The organism is Flavobacterium sp. KY-23415 (assembly GCF_055384985.1).
On the sequence record NZ_AP044001.1, the window covers coordinates 844,829 to 860,285 of the forward strand.

Here is a 15,457-nt window from a genome sequence, read left to right on the forward strand (position 1 = left end):
CATAATGAATTTGATGAAGCAAATATGAGCGTAAAAAAAGGAAAATGAAAAAGCTATTCTTTACAATTTATAAATTAAACGTAAACAATTTATAAATTATGGCTAATAAAAAAAACACATAACACGTTAAAAAACAAATACTTACAAATTACAACCCAATTTCAAGGCAAGTGTCGTCTCAAAAGCATTTCTATTCCTAAAAATTAAAGTACATTTGAAATATAACTATAAAACAGAATTTATGAAAACTAACATTTTCGCATTAGACAACTTTTTGAACCAAAAAATGGAAAACAGACAAATGACTAAAATAGTAGGTATGATTGACCCTAAAAAGCCAAAACCAAAACCAGAGTTAAATGATACGGTTAGCAGTGAAGATAATGGAGATGGGAAACCAAATGATACAGATCCAATAATAGAAGCAAATGTTCTTTAATGAACGGTAGTATCTTTTTCTATTTTTTTAATAAACTGAACAGGCGTAACGCCTGTTCTTTTGTTAAAAGACTTCGCAAACGACACCGCATTTTTAAAACCAACCGTTTCAGCTATTGCCTGAGTAGAATATTTTCTAAAAACAGGGTTTGTGATTATTTCTTCAATAACGTAGTTAATCTTTAGCTCATTAGAATATTCGCTAAAAGATTTTTCGAACCTTTTGTTCACAACATAGGACAAATAGGTCGTGTTTGTTTTTATTTTTTTTGCGGTGTTCTGCAAATTAAAATCCTCACGCAAAAAATACTTCGATTTTTCCAACTGCAACAATTTCTCTACAATCTCATTTTCTTTTTCTTCATCAATGCTAATAGCATTGTCAACCACTACTGCTTCTTGCTTTTTCTTAACTTCAATTTCTTCCAAAGCAGCAAGCATTTCTTTTTTTTGTTTAAACTCTTCTATTAACTTATTCACTTTTATGTTTGCCTTTTTCTTGCCTATATAATTCCTATATAGAAAATAAACCAAACTAAAAAAGACAACAAAAACTACAATTTGAACAAGCCTCGTTATCACTGATCTAATCTTTAGCTTTTTCCTTAAAGCAATAACCTCTTCAATTTCTTCTTTATTGGCAATAAAAGAATTAACATTCAATGTTTCTTCTTCTTTTAAATTCTCATACTTTCTAAACTTAGTATCATAGAGATCTAAATAACGTTCAGATTCGGAATAATTCTTATAATGGTAATGAATTTTTCCTAAATAAAACATGGTTTTAATCTGCTCTAATCTATTTGTTTCATTATCACCAATAGAATCTACTTTATTAAAATAGACCAATGCTTTTTCATATTTTTTTTGACCATAATTAACATACCCTAAATTATAATTAAGCGTGGTCATTTGCGCAGTCAAATCATTCTGTTCCGCTAAAATTAAAGAAGACAAATACTGTTTTTCTGCATTTTCAAACTGCCCTTTTTTCACAAAAATATTGGCAAGATTGGTTTGTGCTTTCAACTTTCTGTCAAACAAATTCTTCGAATAGATAATTGCTTTTTTATAATATAACTCAGAAGAATCAAGCAATTTCTTGTCCTTTTTAATATTATAATAGTTTTCATAAAAAGTCCCAAATTTAATATACACACTACTTTTCGATTTTAAAAAGTCTTCATTAGTATATAAATACTCTGTCTTGTCTAATAATTTCTCTGAATCTTTAACCGATGCAATCGCCAACTCATAATTGCCCACTTCTGCCAAAATGAGTGCCATATTGTTCGAACATTTGACTGCTAAAATCTTATCATCTACTTCAATAGCTATTTTTTTTGCCTCTTCATAATTTCTAATTGCCTCTCCTAATTTTTTTCGTTTCCAAAGAATCAATCCTTTAAAATTATATACCTTACTCTTTGTTTTCTTTTTTTCTAGCGGAAGAACTATTTTGTCTAGATACAAAAAGGATTTCTCCAAAGAAGCATTACTCTGTAGCGTGTCTGGATTTTTTTTCAACTGATACAAATAGGCTTCTGCTCCAAAAGCATAGGCTAACTGTGCGTCATTCTTAGACAATTTAATCTTATCTACATAAAAGAAAGCGCTATCCAATTTCCCATTAATATGAAAACTGACTTTATCTTGGTATGCTGTAAACTTTTTTTCGCTTAAAGTTTGGGAAAATAGAATATGTGTAAAGAAAAAAAATAAAAGACAACTATTTTTCATGTTTTTTTTTTAAAAGGACACCCAAAGGTATAACATAATTAAAAGCAAAAAAATAGGTGCTACAAAATAATCTTTCCGACTACTTATAGACACCTATAAATCCAAATAAAATAAGTCGTTTTTATGAATCAAAAATCAACTTTTTATTTTATCAAAAAAAAACACAAATACATAATTTTCTACGAATAGAAAAAATTATTTTTTATACCCAACCTGGGTCTAATTTACAGCCCGTATTGGCACAGTAATACCCATTAGCGCAACCATCTGTCGCACAACGGTGATCTGTAAAACCACCTTTTATACTTTTTTGTTCACTATTTGTCAATAACTGAACTCCTCTTAATTTTCTAAATGCATCTTTCATAATAAATAGTTTAATGTTATGTATCGCTTTTTTTTAGTCTAGATTTTTTTAAAAACCAATACATTAAATTATTTAACAAGACACATTTATTCCCTTTATTTAAAAACTAATATAAATATCCGAATGCGCACGCTAATTACTGCATCCTCACTATTTTTTGTTCTAATTTGGTGAGCTCTTGGCTTCAATCTGTTTTTGACTGACGGCTTCATTTACCAAAACTTTTATTGTTGAACAACTAAGCCACAAGCACTTGAACAACAAACAATAGTATCGCAGTATTTCTTAAAAACGCCATTACAATAACACGGAAACGATGCTCCAATCGCTTTAAGACCACCAACTATTTCTTTTTATGAATTCTTAGATAATTCTTGAACTCTTTTTAATTTTAAAATTGTTTTTTTTATTGTACTTATTTTTACAGATTACATCTCAGACTTTTTAGAATCAGTTGAAATGATATGACTAATCAATAACAATAATTGCAAAATCCTAAAAAATTTAAAAACAAGCTTCTGTTGTTAAAACACAACACGAATATTGAGATGGAATCGTCGAATATTGTGCACAAGTAACAACAAACCCATAAGGATAATCATAATTTTCGCAAGTAGCACCATTACAAGTACCGCCACCTCCAGAGATGGACTGTTGCATCTTCTTAGACAATTTTTGAGTTCCTTTTAATTTTAAAATTGATTCTTTCATTGCACTATATCTTAACAATTATTACCAATAACCGAACATTTTCTCGTTGCAGCATCCCAAATTGGATAATATCCTACTAATGACATACATTGATACTCCACGGACGTAAATGTCATTGCTCCACACAAATTACTTAAATCTGGAATTCTTCCTCCGCTTATTTCTTTTTGTGCATTCTTAGATAATTCTTGAGCTCCGTTTAACGTTAAAATTGTTTTTTTCATTGTACTTATTTTTATAGATTATATCTCATATTTTTTAGAGTCAATTGAAATAATATGACTGGTCAACAACAATAATTGTAACCCACTAGAAAAAATTCAAAATGCAACTATATTCAAATTATAAAATCATCCATTCTAATTAAAAACCTATACAAAAAGCAATCGTTTTAACCTTCTAACATTAAAAAGATTTTCGCTTAATCTAGCATTTTCAACATCTAATAGATTTAATTTATCTGTTATAAAATTCTCTTCCTTTTCTTGAAAAGTATTTTTTTTAAATTCTTTTAAAAGCATGTTTGTTTATTTGTTGTGTTATACCATTTATCACTTGAATGTACGGGAATAAAACGCTCTTTTTTCCTCGCTATTTCAATATAAAATAAAAACGTAGCGATGCTATGCTCTGATTTTCTAGTTTATATCAAGAAAAAAATCATCATTTTCTTTTACAGTAAATTCAAATTACAAATGGCATTATTTTCGCTTTACACCAAAATCAAACATTTGAATGCTATTCCGAAAAAAGCTGTTTTCTATTTACTTCAGTACTCCGCTTTACGTCCTCAATGTAGTTAATGCTACAGATGTGGGGAAAAACTTCCATACTTCACAACTATTTCTCTCATAACAAAGTCCAATGCCTACTTTGGGTTAAAAACAACACCACAATACTACAAAATACAAAAGTTAATTTATTACAACTTTATTGCCGAAAAAGTTAAAAAACAAAGAATTAGTCTGTTTTTTATCAAAACTCACTCCTATTTCTATAAAAAGTAGTTCTATAATAACGAAATAAATGATCATAAACAACTAATTCATATTGTCGTTGTCTCGAAGTATATTGTCGGTTCATCATCATGTGAATATGACTATTCAAGAAAGAAGACAACGAAACATCTAAGTCTTTCAAAATGGGTTCAATTGTGGCAGCCATCGCTTCTCTTTTCTTGGCAACCACCTTATAAATGGGTTCAAACTGCGGCAAGGCTTCCGCTAAAAAGGGTATCATTTCGTTTTCTAAACTTCTATACTGTTTGTCTAGTTCTTTTTTCAAAACCTTGTCGGCATGAAACTCTACTTTGAAAGCCGCTTGCATGCTTTCTAATAATTTCATTTTCGCTTCTAAGGTGAGCGAAAAACTATTCAGGAAAGAATCAATACTCAAAAAACTAAACAACAAGGGTGTAGCGTTGCTTTCAAACAAATTTTTAAAATCCACATAGGCAAGAATCAATTCACTATCGGCTTGAAAAATAGCTTCCGACAACGTATAGGTGGTCTTGCCATAGCGTTCTAACTCTCTAGCATAACTATCGGTTTGCAAGTTCCAAACCAAATTTTGTGCTTCTAATTCGGAAAAAACAGCATGCAATACTCCCAATACTTTTCCCAAGTTTTCCAAATTCGTTACTCTAAAACGCAAACGCAAATGCGCATCGGGATCGTTATACCGAATAAAAAACCAAGTAGCAACCCACTCTTTTTCTTTCAAATAGGCTATTGTTTCCTGCAAATAGTCTTGCAAAACAATATCTGCGGTTTTAACCCCACAATATATCTTATAGTAGAGCCATTCGCTACCCATACTAAATGTTCTTTTCACCTTTTCCATACTCCTATCCATACGTTAAACTTCTTTTTTAAAAGAAAATACAAACTGGTTGGCATACTGTTGTTCTGCTCCGTCTAAAACCACCGAATTGTTCACTAACAAAAACTCCTCAAGAACCACTTTCCCCTTGGAATGTATGGTTTTCATTAGAATATCAAAACAAATTTCGGTTTCCAAATCTAACAACAAAGTATTATCGCCACTCACTATAGTTACATATTGTGGTAATTTCTTTTTTTCTTTCCACAACGCAAAAGCGGCATCAAAGCGAAAATCCTTCACCTCATCGGCAAAGACATGCCATCTTGCTTTGGCCAAAACAACTTCTTTATAGACCACTCTTGGAAAATAATTGTAATGTTGTTTTAAAACACCCCAATCAAAACCATATACTGCTGCGGTATTTTGTCCTTGTAAATCGCATAAAAATTGATAGACAGGCAATGCATTACTACTATAATTATGGGCGTTCGACAAACAGGGTATAATTTCCTTGTTCAATCGTTTCGATTTTAAAATAATCCTATCGCCCACTACACTAATCCACAAATCGTCTATTGTTATTTGGTTTTCCTTTGGCACTACGCTGTTTGCCAAATACACAATTTCATAGGGTCGCAAAACAGGTCGTCGCAAAATATTTCCGGTTCTCGACTCTGGAATGTGAGCCACTTCTGCCAAAATAGCTTCTGGAAAACAAGCTGCCTCGTGTTGCACAATCGTTTCTGTTAAGGCATGAATGTGGGTATCGCCACTGCAAAAACGCCCCAACAATTTAGCCGCACTGTTGCTGCCTAACGATTCCAAAACAACGGTTTCATTTTGTCCTTCTTTAAAAATTTCTACCATGGCAGAAAAAGTAGCTGGCAATAGGTTCAAGGCATTTTCTCGTTTTTTAAAATCGGTTTCTTTTAATGCTATACTAGTTGCTTCATTGGCTAGTGCTTCTTGCAATTTTCTTTCTAACACATAGTCCATAGCAGTCCAATGCTCTTGGGTGTCGGTGGCTACGGTTCCCCGAATACTCAAAGCGTCTAACAACGGGTGGCTATCGTTCATGCTCGAGTTTTGCAAATAGCCAATTCCTATTTCAGCATCTAATACTACCGACAATGGCATCGATTGGGTTTCATAGCGTTTATAGAATGCTTTTCTAAAGGCTTCTAAATGGTAGTTTTTTCGTGGTTCTTGTACTGTGGCTAAAAAAACGATGCTTTGTTTCAATTTTTGCAAGACTTTTGTACTCACAACTGCTTTTGTGGTTTTGCTGTACAAATCGGTTTGCAATAAATACTTAGGGTCGAAAGGAATTTTTAAACCTTCAACCATGGTATGAATTGTTTTTGAAATTGATGTATAGTTTTGAATTCCATCATTCAAAAGGGCTAATTGCTCCACCAATGCTCTTGCTGGCACCTCACCTTCAATAGCTATTTCGTCCTCAGTAAACACCGAAAGGGCTCGCTCCATCTCGGCAGTTCCTGTCACTGTAGCTTCCAAAGCGCTCACCAATACTTGACTCGCTATCAATTCTTCAATAAAAGCCATGGCTTCCTCGCGTTCCGATTCGTCTGCAATAATACCACTAGCCAAATCATAACGATTTTTTCCTTCTTTTGCGTTTTCAAGTACAGCAGCAACAAACGCATTCTTCCGTATTGCCGAAATGCTGTGCTCTCTTCTTTTTTTATCATTTATACGATATTCTATATAGCGGTAAAAATTCCCTACAGCATACAACGATGTATTGGGAAAATAGTGCAGCTTGGCTTTCATCTCTGGTTCTTTTGCGATTGTTTGTAAGAAAACAATCCAAAACTGCATGTCGAACTGCGTGTGTGCGCTGTAGGCTTCTTTGTCTGTTAATACAATTTCTGTTTCTTTCCCTAGGCTTACTGTTGTGCAAGCCGCAAACCATCCAAAAGGTGTGGCACGAGCACACATTCTCGCCACATACTTTAGTAAGGTCATTTCTAAGGCCTTTGTTTTTTCGGCAGCATATGTTGAAGGGTTTTCTAAATATTTTTCAATTTCGCTCCACAATTCTGGCGATGCCAAAGCCAAGGCTTTTTGCACAAAATGCGAATGGGTAAATGCAAACAAAGCTGCTCTGGAATAGGACTGCATTAAAGTCGTATAGCTTGACACAGGCAATAAAGGGGTGCGCAAAACGGCTGTTGAAAAAGCGGAAAAGTTTGTTGTATTTGTCATTGGTCTGAATTTTTATTGGCGATAATTTTCCAAGGATATCGCTTCTAACTGTTATAGCCTTTGGGATAGCTTCTGTTTCTTTTTTATATCATTTGTAATTTAAATTTACTGTAAAGGAATAATAGCATTAGTTCAACCGACTGATCCCTCATCGTGAAAGGACGATTTTGCCTATACTTTCGTGGCACATTTCGATTCTATTGTAAAACCTGTGACAATTTCGATTCGTAAATGGAAAACGTCACAATTTTTGTGTCATTTTTGAATTTAAATAAAAAATGCCACACTTTTTGTGACAAACCGAAAATCAAAACTGTTTTTGTCACCACTATTTCTAATAGTGCAATATATAATCCCGTAAAAAAAATGCCAATTTGTTTGTTCTTATTCTTTTTTATTCTTGCTTACTTCCGCAGCCATTTTCATAGCATTATAGGTATTGAGTACTTTTCCTGTTTTACATAATGGTTTTTTACCACCCCGTCCTACGGACACCCCTCAAGAGGGGAATTTCAGTTTGAGATTAAACTAGCGAAGGTTTATTTCTTCTTGCTCACTTCCGCTGCCATTTTCATAGCATTATAAGTATTGAGTACTTTTCCTGTTTTGCACAATTTTGAAAAGTGTACCATTTCATTTTCCGTTCCTGGTTTCACAACCAGCTTATCAATAGTAACTCCCGATTCTAAAATAATGTTTTTTACTTCTTGTACTGTTAAATTGGGATAATATAACCAAATTAGAGCCGCTGTACCCGAAACCATGGGAGCCGCTAATGACGTACCTGAATAGAAATCGTATTGATTATCAGGAATAGCAACATAAATATCCTCACCGGGTGCAAAAAGATCTACATTGTTTTTACCATAATTAGAAGAAAATGGTATCATAGTGCTATCCCTTCTTTTGGATATGGAGCCTACTGTAATTAAATTCCTTACAATTTTAAGTTTGTTCTCATAATCAAAATCTGATGGATAATAGGGGTTTTCGTCTATATCTGTAGCACCATTACCCGAAACATGAACCACTAAAACATTTTTCCCCTGAGCATAATTCAAAGCTTTTGTTACGCTATATTGATCTAAAGAAAATTCTTTACTAAATGACATATTAATTACTTTCGCTCCATTATCTACAGCATAATAAATAGCATTTGCAATATCCTTATCATGTTCGTCTCCAAAAGGAGAGATATTCAGTGGCATTATCTTTATATTATTATGAAACCCTTTAACTCCTTTATTATTTTCTCTATTCGCTGCTATAATACTGGCAACTTCGGTATTATGTCTTCTTAATCTATAATGAGAATTTAAATTATTATTTCCGTAACCTTTTTCTAACTGATAGTTATTAATTTTTATTCTATCATCATAATCAAAATTTAAAAGTTTATTAACAATCGAATCCTTATGATTGCTGGAACTTTTCATTGATTCTATCGTAAAATTTAATCTCTTTATCAATCTCATATAAAAAATTAAATCTGAAAAAGTTCTTTTGGATTGATTATCTTCATCAACTCTTTCTGAGAACTTTTTATTATTTTGTTCTTGTAATAAATACAAGCTATCTAACTGCTTAACTGTATAATCCTCCTTTGGAAAATAATATTTTAAAGTATCTTTAGCTGGATAATAAGCCGAAATAAGCACTCCCTCTTCTTTTAAATATCTTGTATAATAATTATTTTCCTTATGATATTTGGCTAAAGCTCTTTTGTATTCCTTATATATAGGATCACTTTCATGCTTAAAACTATCTGCTACATCAAATTTATCCTTATATCTTTCAATAAAACGGACAAACTCAAATTTTGAAAAAGCTAACATATCAGTTTTACCAACTCCAATAAAACTCCAACCGTTAACATCATCAATATAACCATTATTGTCATCGTCAATATCATTGTTAGCAATTTCTTTTTTGTTTATCCAAAATTGACCTTGCAAATCTTCATGGTCAAGGTCAATTTGAGAATCTATTGTGGCTACAATAATTTCTCGTTTTGTTTTTTTAGGTTTTTCCACATACCATTTGTTTAATGATAGACCGTAAACACTATCTAAAGAAATATCTTGATGATGCCATAACGATAAAACTTCCTTTTCCCCTTTAGCTTTCTTTGAAACACAAGAGAAAAAAAACATAATAAGTACAACTACTAATAACTTATTTATTCTCATTCTTTTTTTTCTTCTTGCTCACTTCCGCTGCCATTTTCATAGCATTATAAGTATTGAGTACTTTTCCTGTTTTGCACAATTCAGAAAAGTGTACCATTTCATTTTCCGTTCCTGGCTTCACCACCATCTTGTCAATAGTAACCCCCGATTCTAGAATAATGTTCTTTACTTCCTGTACTGTTAAGTTCGGATAATACAACCAAATTAAAGCCGCTGTGCCCGAAACCATAGGAGCTGCTAATGAAGTACCCGAATCATATATATACTGATTATCGGGAATCGCAACATAAATATCCTCGCCGGGTGCAAAAAGATCTACATTATTTTTACCATAATTAGAATAAGAAGTTACCATAGTACTGTCTGTTCGTTTTGATATAGAACCTACATTGATAAAATTATTAACTAGTTCTAGTGATTTTCCATAACCAATATCATTAGGGTAATCAGGGTACTTATCAATATTATTAGCATCATTACCTGAACAATGTACTAACAGTACATTATGCCTTTCTGCATATTGCATAGCTTCTAAAACCCATTCTCTATTTAATGAAAACTCTTTCCCAAAAGACATATTAATTACTTTTGCCCCATTATCTACGGCATAATAAATTGCCATGGCTATGTCTTTGTCATGTTCGTCTCCCGAAGGTGAAATAGTCAAAGGCATTATTTTGATATTATTCGAAAACCCATCAGTCCCTATACCATTGGAGCGGAGAGACGCTATGACGCTTGACACCTCCGTATTGTGTGTATTAATACTTCTAATCCCTTCTATTTTTGCATTAATTTTATTATTACCGTAGCCTTTTTCTAAAACCTCTGGGTTATCTCCTATATAATCTCTTTCATTATATGCTACATTAAGGTTTTTATGAAGTATCGAGTCCATTTGGACTCTGTCATCTAACAAACTTGTTAAACTTGTTGTGTTATTGGCATAATTACTATAAAAACTATAGACTAATGCTAAAAAATCTGCATCTCTACTAGCAAGCATTTGTTTATAAGTTCTATTATCATTCCCTTTAATTTCATTATATAAACTATCGAGCTTTTCATAGTTATAATCCTCCTTTGGGAAATAATATTTTAATGTGTCTTTAGCCTTAGCATAGACTGAAATACTATAATCTAGGGACTTTATCCTATTATTATAATACTTTTTCGTATAATCTAACATAGCAGCAGCCCAGTTATACGTATTATAATTATATAAATTTTGCTTTTCAATATCTTCTTTTTTCTTCCCTTCAAAGGCAGATTCCCATTTTCGAACAAATCTCACATATTCAAAATTACCCCATACTGTATAATTCCCACTTTTAGTACCTATAAAATTCCAACCGTTAACATCGTCAATATAACCATTATTGTCATCATCTATCCCATTATTTGGAATCTCTTTTTTGTTTACCCAAAACTGTCCTTGCAAATCTTCATGGTCAAGGTCAATTTGAGTATCTAATGTGGCTACAATAATTTTATTTTTTGTTTTAGGAGGATTATCAGCGTACCATTTGTTTAATGATATACCGTAAACACTATCTAAAGAAATATCTTGATGATGCCATAACGATAAAACTTCCTTTTCCCCTTGAGCTTTCTTTGAAACACAAGAGAAAAAAAACATAAAAAGTACAACTACTAATAACTTATTTATTCTCATTCTTGTTTTTCTTCTTGCTCACTTCCGCAGCCATTTTCATAGCATTATAAGTATTGAGTACTTTTCCTGTTTTGCACAATTCAGAAAAGTGTACCATTTCATTTTCGGTTCCTGGTTTCACAACCAGCTTATCAATAGTAACCCCCGATTCTAGAATAATGTTCTTTACTTCTTGTACTGTTAAATTGGGATAGTACAACCAAATTAAAGCCGCTGTGCCCGAAACCATAGGAGCCGCTAATGAAGTACCCGAATCATAAGTATACTGATTATCAGGAATTGCTACATATATCTCCTCCCCAGGTGCAAACAAATCTACATTGTTTTTACCATAATTGGAAAAAGAAGAAACCATGGTACTGTCTGTTCGTTTTGATATAGAACCTACATTGATAAAATTATTTGCAATATATCCTGATTTATCTGAGTCCAAATCATTTGGGTAATTTGGATACGAATCTAAGTTGTCATGATCATTTCCCGAAGAATGAACTAATAATACATTATTCTTTTCTGCATATTGCATGGCATCCGAAACCCATTCTCTATTTAATGAAAACTCTTTCCCAAAAGACATATTAATAACTTTTGCCCCATTATCTACGGCATAGTAAATAGCCATAGCAATATCTTTATCATGTTCGTCACCAGAAGCCGAAATAGTCAAAGGCATTATTTTTATATTATTCGAAAACCCATCAGTCCCTATACCATTGGAGCGGAGAGACGCTATGACGCTCGACACTTCCGTATTGTGTGTATTGATACTTCTAATCCCCTCTATTTTTGCATTAATTTTATTATTACCATAACCTTTTTCTAAAACTTCTGAGTTATCACCAATAAAATCTCTTTCATTATACGCTACATTAAGATTTTTATGAAGTATCGAATCAGCTTGTGATTTCTTATCATATAAAGTTTCTAAACTTTTAATATTTGAAGCATAGTTACTATAAAAATTAAATACTAATGCTAAAAAATCGGAGTCCTTATTATAGAGCATATCATCATATGTTCTATCATCATTCCCTTTAATTTCATTATATAACTGCTGTAACTCTTCATAATTGTAGTCTTCTTTAGGAAAATAGTATTTTAAAGTATCTTTAGCTTTGGAGTAAATTGAAATATCATAATCATACGATTTTTGCAAATAGTCATAAGATCTCTTTTTATAATTCAACATAGCAACTGCCCACTGATAAGTATTAAAATTATATATATCTTTGGTTTCAATATCCTTCTTTACCTTCCCTTCAAAGGTAGATTTCCATTTTCGAATAAATCGTACATATTCAAAATTGACCCATACCGTATAACTTCCATTTTTAGTTCCTAAAAAATTCCAACCGTTAACATCATCTATATAACCGTTTTTATCATCGTCAATCCCATTATTTGGAATCTCTTTTTTGTTTACCCAAAATTGACCTTGCAAATCTTCATGGTCAAGGTCAATTTGAGTATCTAATGTTGCTACAATAATTTTATTTTTTGTTTTAGGAGGATTATCAGCGTACCATTTGCTTAACGATAGACCATTAACACTATCTAAAGAAATATCTTGATGATGCCATTTTTGGGCAATATCCTTTTTAACATCTTTAAAATCAATTCTACTTTGAGATTTACATCCAATGAAAATCAATACAATAAACAATATTAATCTCATCTTCTTAGCATAAATCAGAAAATTGCGGAGGAAGATCAGGGTCAGTTGGCAGAGGTTTTGGATCATTACCAGGTCTTTTACATCTAGGAGTCTTTGAACAATTGTTACTTGTATCTGTTACAGTATCTGGATCTCCTGTATTGTCTCCTCCAGTAATCATTTTTTTTCCTAATTTTGCTATTTCAAATTTCTGAAATAAGAACTTCGCATTGTTTTTGTTTTTCATTTTTTCTAATATTTTAATTATGACAACAAAATTAAATCGTTTTTCAAAAAAACAAAACTAAATTATTTTTTACATATCGAAATTCGCGAATTTCGATACACAAAAAAAACATAACACATTGTTTATCATCAATTTAATTCCTCAAGCTCTTTTATAAAATAAGTTGGCCTAATTCCTGTTTTCTTCACAAATGCCGATGTAAAAGACTCTGTATTATTAAAACCAAACTCCTTTGTAAGAGCGATGATTGTGTAGTTTCTAAGTTTTTTGTCTTTTTGTAATTGATTTATAGCATAAACAATCCTGAGATCATTAATGTATTGTATGAAAGTCTTTCTTTTGTATTTTTTTACAACTTTAGATAAATATTTATTATTTGTATTAAACTCATCAGAAAGTGATTGTAGCGTAATGCTGTTTTGTAAAAATTTTTTCTCCAATTCAAAATCGTGTAATTTTTCTAAAATCTGAGAAACCACCTCTGATGCGATACCAATATCATCATTTCTTTCAACTTCGGATATGTTTAAATTTTTTCCCTCCTTTTCAATAAGATTCGAATCAGATATAATTTTTTCAAATCTTTTTCGGTATAACCTTTTTTGCTTGTATTGATTTATCCCAAATATACTTACTCCTATTATTAATATAAACGAAAATCCAATTCCCCAATACGTATTAGTCTTGTCCTTCCTTAGGGAAGAAATGAGTATTTCTTTGTCCTTTAATAAATTTGGAATTACATATTCTTTTTGAATAGTCTTATAGACCTCTTTGTAATTTTTTTGAAAAACGCTATCGATAGACATCAATCTGGTTAGATACTTTAATTGATTTTCATTATCTCCATTTTTCTTGTAATAAGAAATTAAATAATTATAACCACTGACAAATTCTGGAGTAATTTTTTTATTTTTTAAACCAATTGAATCAACCAATTGAAAGTTTTTCACTGCTAATTTTTCATTTCCAAGCCCTTGATATGCCTTTCCAAAATAATAGTAAGCCGCTAAAGTATTTCCTTTATTTTCATACTTTAACATTATTGGCAAAGCTTTCTTTATACTATCTAAGGCTATTGTAAAATTATTATTTACAACCTGATTTGCTCCTTCATTTAAAACAAATAGACTTAACATATGTTCATCATTTGAAAATTTTGCCTCATTGAAACCTAATTTGTTATAATAAGTAGCAGAATCTACCATCTTTTTAGCCTTGTAAGCATCAGCTAGATCAAATAAAATCTCTTGATAAAAACTATTATATTTTGGATCCCGTACTCCTTTTTTTTTATAGAAATTAAAACATTGTTTATAAAGCACTATAGCTTCTTCAACCTCTCCCAAATATTCTGACTTTATTACAGCAATATTTAATTTCAAAACATAAGAAAAATCCTCGTCATCATTAGATTTTTCAGCTAAAATATAATTATTCACTGCCTCTTTAAATTTCAATCTCCTCTCTAAAATCCCTGCTATATCAAAATATTCAGTTGCCATCATATATCTATCACCAGTCATTTTAGAATAGTAAAGTGCTTTTTTTAAAAAAGATAAACATTGATTTTCATCATCTTCATAAATAGACAGTGCTAAAAGATAATACCCTCTTCCTTTATGTACTTGGTTTTCTTCACCCTCAGCTTTTTTCAAATAGTGTTTCGCATATTTAATTTGATTGTTTTTTTTATCAAAGTCTTTATAAAACAACACCCATAATTCATTATAGGATAATTTTGCTAAGTCTTTTTGATTATTTTGGGCAAGTAATACCAAAGGAAAAATAAAAATTACTACATTTTTGATTGAAAAAATATATTTCATGATGCTCATTGTTTTCTTTACAAGACTCAAAATTATAAAAAGGAATGTCAGAAAAAGAAAGATAATCAGAAATTATATGAAATTCGAGAATTTCATATCGAAATTCGAGAATTTCGACAACCTTTGTTTGCACAAAACCAAAAACCCCTGTAGTTTTGGAATCAGCAATAGAGAAGTATTGGATTGCTGTTTAAGGGCAAACAAAATAGTAAGCACAATAATTTTCTTCTATTGCTAGAAAAAGAAAAAGTTCATTTGTTTGGTTTTCCCTACTATAGCAACATAGTCAAAATATCAAAATTGCGTTGTAAGAGATAATTATAAAAAAGGCTATGTTGCCATATAGGGTTTTAAAAAAGTGTAGTAAAAATTGTTTACATTTATATAACAAAACCGTTGGATGCAACACGTTTTTGATGATTTTTTCGACAGTTCGAGTTATTTTCCACAGAAAAAACTAACGTTTTTAATAACGACATCGAACAGGTAATACAAAGAAAAATAGAAATGACATTTATTTTTCTAAAAAATATAGTTGGCCACTATCGGGATTG

13 protein-coding genes are annotated in these 15,457 nt (G+C 31.4%); 1 reads left to right on the top strand and 12 read right to left on the bottom strand.

What is annotated here, in order from left to right:
* The first annotated feature begins 241 nt into the window (after positions 1 to 241).
* Positions 242 to 439, top strand: a complete 198-nt coding sequence (locus ACZ49Z_RS04070) for a hypothetical protein (RefSeq protein ID WP_464306917.1) — start codon at positions 242 to 244, stop codon at positions 437 to 439.
* On the opposite strand, the gene ACZ49Z_RS04075 is transcribed toward ACZ49Z_RS04070, so the two are convergent.
* From ACZ49Z_RS04075 to ACZ49Z_RS04130, 12 genes are all read right to left on the bottom strand, one after another.
* Positions 436 to 2,178 (bottom strand): tetratricopeptide repeat protein, encoded by a 1,743-nt coding sequence (locus ACZ49Z_RS04075; protein ID WP_464306918.1) that lies wholly within the window; start codon positions 2,176 to 2,178, stop codon positions 436 to 438. The two genes, ACZ49Z_RS04070 and ACZ49Z_RS04075, sit on opposite strands and share 4 nt — an antisense overlap.
* A gap of 202 nt (positions 2,179 to 2,380) precedes the next feature.
* Positions 2,381 to 2,545, bottom strand: a complete 165-nt coding sequence (locus tag ACZ49Z_RS04080) for a hypothetical protein (protein WP_464306919.1) — start codon at positions 2,543 to 2,545, stop codon at positions 2,381 to 2,383.
* Positions 2,546 to 3,049: 504 nt separating this feature from the next.
* The gene (locus tag ACZ49Z_RS04085; protein WP_464306920.1) at positions 3,050 to 3,256 is read right to left on the bottom strand and encodes a hypothetical protein; all 207 of its coding nucleotides are present in this window, start codon (positions 3,254 to 3,256) and stop codon (positions 3,050 to 3,052) included.
* 11 nt (positions 3,257 to 3,267) lie between these two features.
* Positions 3,268 to 3,480, bottom strand: a complete 213-nt coding sequence (locus ACZ49Z_RS04090) for a hypothetical protein (protein WP_464306921.1) — start codon at positions 3,478 to 3,480, stop codon at positions 3,268 to 3,270.
* Positions 3,481 to 3,627: 147 nt separating this feature from the next.
* A complete protein-coding gene (locus ACZ49Z_RS04095; protein ID WP_464306922.1) occupies positions 3,628 to 3,777 on the bottom strand; it encodes a hypothetical protein in 150 nt (49 codons plus the stop codon).
* Between the two features lie 454 nt (positions 3,778 to 4,231).
* Positions 4,232 to 5,110, bottom strand: a complete 879-nt coding sequence (locus tag ACZ49Z_RS04100) for a thiopeptide-type bacteriocin biosynthesis protein (RefSeq protein ID WP_464306923.1) — start codon at positions 5,108 to 5,110, stop codon at positions 4,232 to 4,234.
* 3 nt (positions 5,111 to 5,113) lie between these two features.
* Positions 5,114 to 7,309 carry a lantibiotic dehydratase family protein gene (locus ACZ49Z_RS04105; RefSeq protein ID WP_464306924.1) on the bottom strand — a complete coding sequence of 732 codons (2,196 nt, stop codon included), beginning with the start codon at positions 7,307 to 7,309 and terminating at the stop codon, positions 5,114 to 5,116.
* A gap of 539 nt (positions 7,310 to 7,848) precedes the next feature.
* Positions 7,849 to 9,498, bottom strand: a complete 1,650-nt coding sequence (locus ACZ49Z_RS04110; RefSeq protein WP_464306925.1) for a S8 family serine peptidase — start codon at positions 9,496 to 9,498, stop codon at positions 7,849 to 7,851.
* Positions 9,485 to 11,173, bottom strand: a complete 1,689-nt coding sequence (locus ACZ49Z_RS04115; RefSeq protein ID WP_464306926.1) for a S8 family peptidase — start codon at positions 11,171 to 11,173, stop codon at positions 9,485 to 9,487. The genes ACZ49Z_RS04110 and ACZ49Z_RS04115 overlap by 14 nt, the downstream gene beginning before the upstream one ends.
* Positions 11,160 to 12,848 (bottom strand): S8 family peptidase, encoded by a 1,689-nt coding sequence (locus tag ACZ49Z_RS04120; RefSeq protein WP_464306927.1) that lies wholly within the window; start codon positions 12,846 to 12,848, stop codon positions 11,160 to 11,162. Before ACZ49Z_RS04120 ends, ACZ49Z_RS04115 begins: the two co-directional genes overlap by 14 nt.
* 4 nt (positions 12,849 to 12,852) lie before the next feature.
* Positions 12,853 to 13,074 (bottom strand): hypothetical protein, encoded by a 222-nt coding sequence (locus ACZ49Z_RS04125; RefSeq protein ID WP_464306928.1) that lies wholly within the window; start codon positions 13,072 to 13,074, stop codon positions 12,853 to 12,855.
* A gap of 128 nt (positions 13,075 to 13,202) precedes the next feature.
* Positions 13,203 to 14,903, bottom strand: coding sequence for a helix-turn-helix domain-containing protein (locus tag ACZ49Z_RS04130; protein ID WP_464306929.1), 1,701 nt, complete (start codon positions 14,901 to 14,903; stop codon positions 13,203 to 13,205).
* Positions 14,904 to 15,457 lie beyond the last annotated feature (554 nt).

What these genes read in the sequence shown, in the direction of transcription:
- ACZ49Z_RS04070 (WP_464306917.1), top strand. Translation starts at nt 242, where the DNA reads ATGAAAACTAACATTTTCGCATTAGACAACTTTTTGAACCAAAAAATG.
- ACZ49Z_RS04075 (WP_464306918.1), bottom strand. Translation starts at nt 2,178, where the DNA reads ATGAAAAATAGTTGTCTTTTATTTTTTTTCTTTACACATATTCTATTT.
- ACZ49Z_RS04080 (WP_464306919.1), bottom strand. Translation starts at nt 2,545, where the DNA reads ATGAAAGATGCATTTAGAAAATTAAGAGGAGTTCAGTTATTGACAAAT.
- ACZ49Z_RS04085 (WP_464306920.1), bottom strand. Translation starts at nt 3,256, where the DNA reads ATGAAAGAATCAATTTTAAAATTAAAAGGAACTCAAAAATTGTCTAAG.
- ACZ49Z_RS04090 (WP_464306921.1), bottom strand. Translation starts at nt 3,480, where the DNA reads ATGAAAAAAACAATTTTAACGTTAAACGGAGCTCAAGAATTATCTAAG.
- ACZ49Z_RS04095 (WP_464306922.1), bottom strand. Translation starts at nt 3,777, where the DNA reads ATGCTTTTAAAAGAATTTAAAAAAAATACTTTTCAAGAAAAGGAAGAG.
- ACZ49Z_RS04100 (WP_464306923.1), bottom strand. Translation starts at nt 5,110, where the DNA reads ATGGATAGGAGTATGGAAAAGGTGAAAAGAACATTTAGTATGGGTAGC.
- ACZ49Z_RS04105 (WP_464306924.1), bottom strand. Translation starts at nt 7,309, where the DNA reads ATGACAAATACAACAAACTTTTCCGCTTTTTCAACAGCCGTTTTGCGC.
- ACZ49Z_RS04110 (WP_464306925.1), bottom strand. Translation starts at nt 9,498, where the DNA reads ATGAGAATAAATAAGTTATTAGTAGTTGTACTTATTATGTTTTTTTTC.
- ACZ49Z_RS04115 (WP_464306926.1), bottom strand. Translation starts at nt 11,173, where the DNA reads ATGAGAATAAATAAGTTATTAGTAGTTGTACTTTTTATGTTTTTTTTC.
- ACZ49Z_RS04120 (WP_464306927.1), bottom strand. Translation starts at nt 12,848, where the DNA reads ATGAGATTAATATTGTTTATTGTATTGATTTTCATTGGATGTAAATCT.
- ACZ49Z_RS04125 (WP_464306928.1), bottom strand. Translation starts at nt 13,074, where the DNA reads ATGAAAAACAAAAACAATGCGAAGTTCTTATTTCAGAAATTTGAAATA.
- ACZ49Z_RS04130 (WP_464306929.1), bottom strand. Translation starts at nt 14,903, where the DNA reads ATGAAATATATTTTTTCAATCAAAAATGTAGTAATTTTTATTTTTCCT.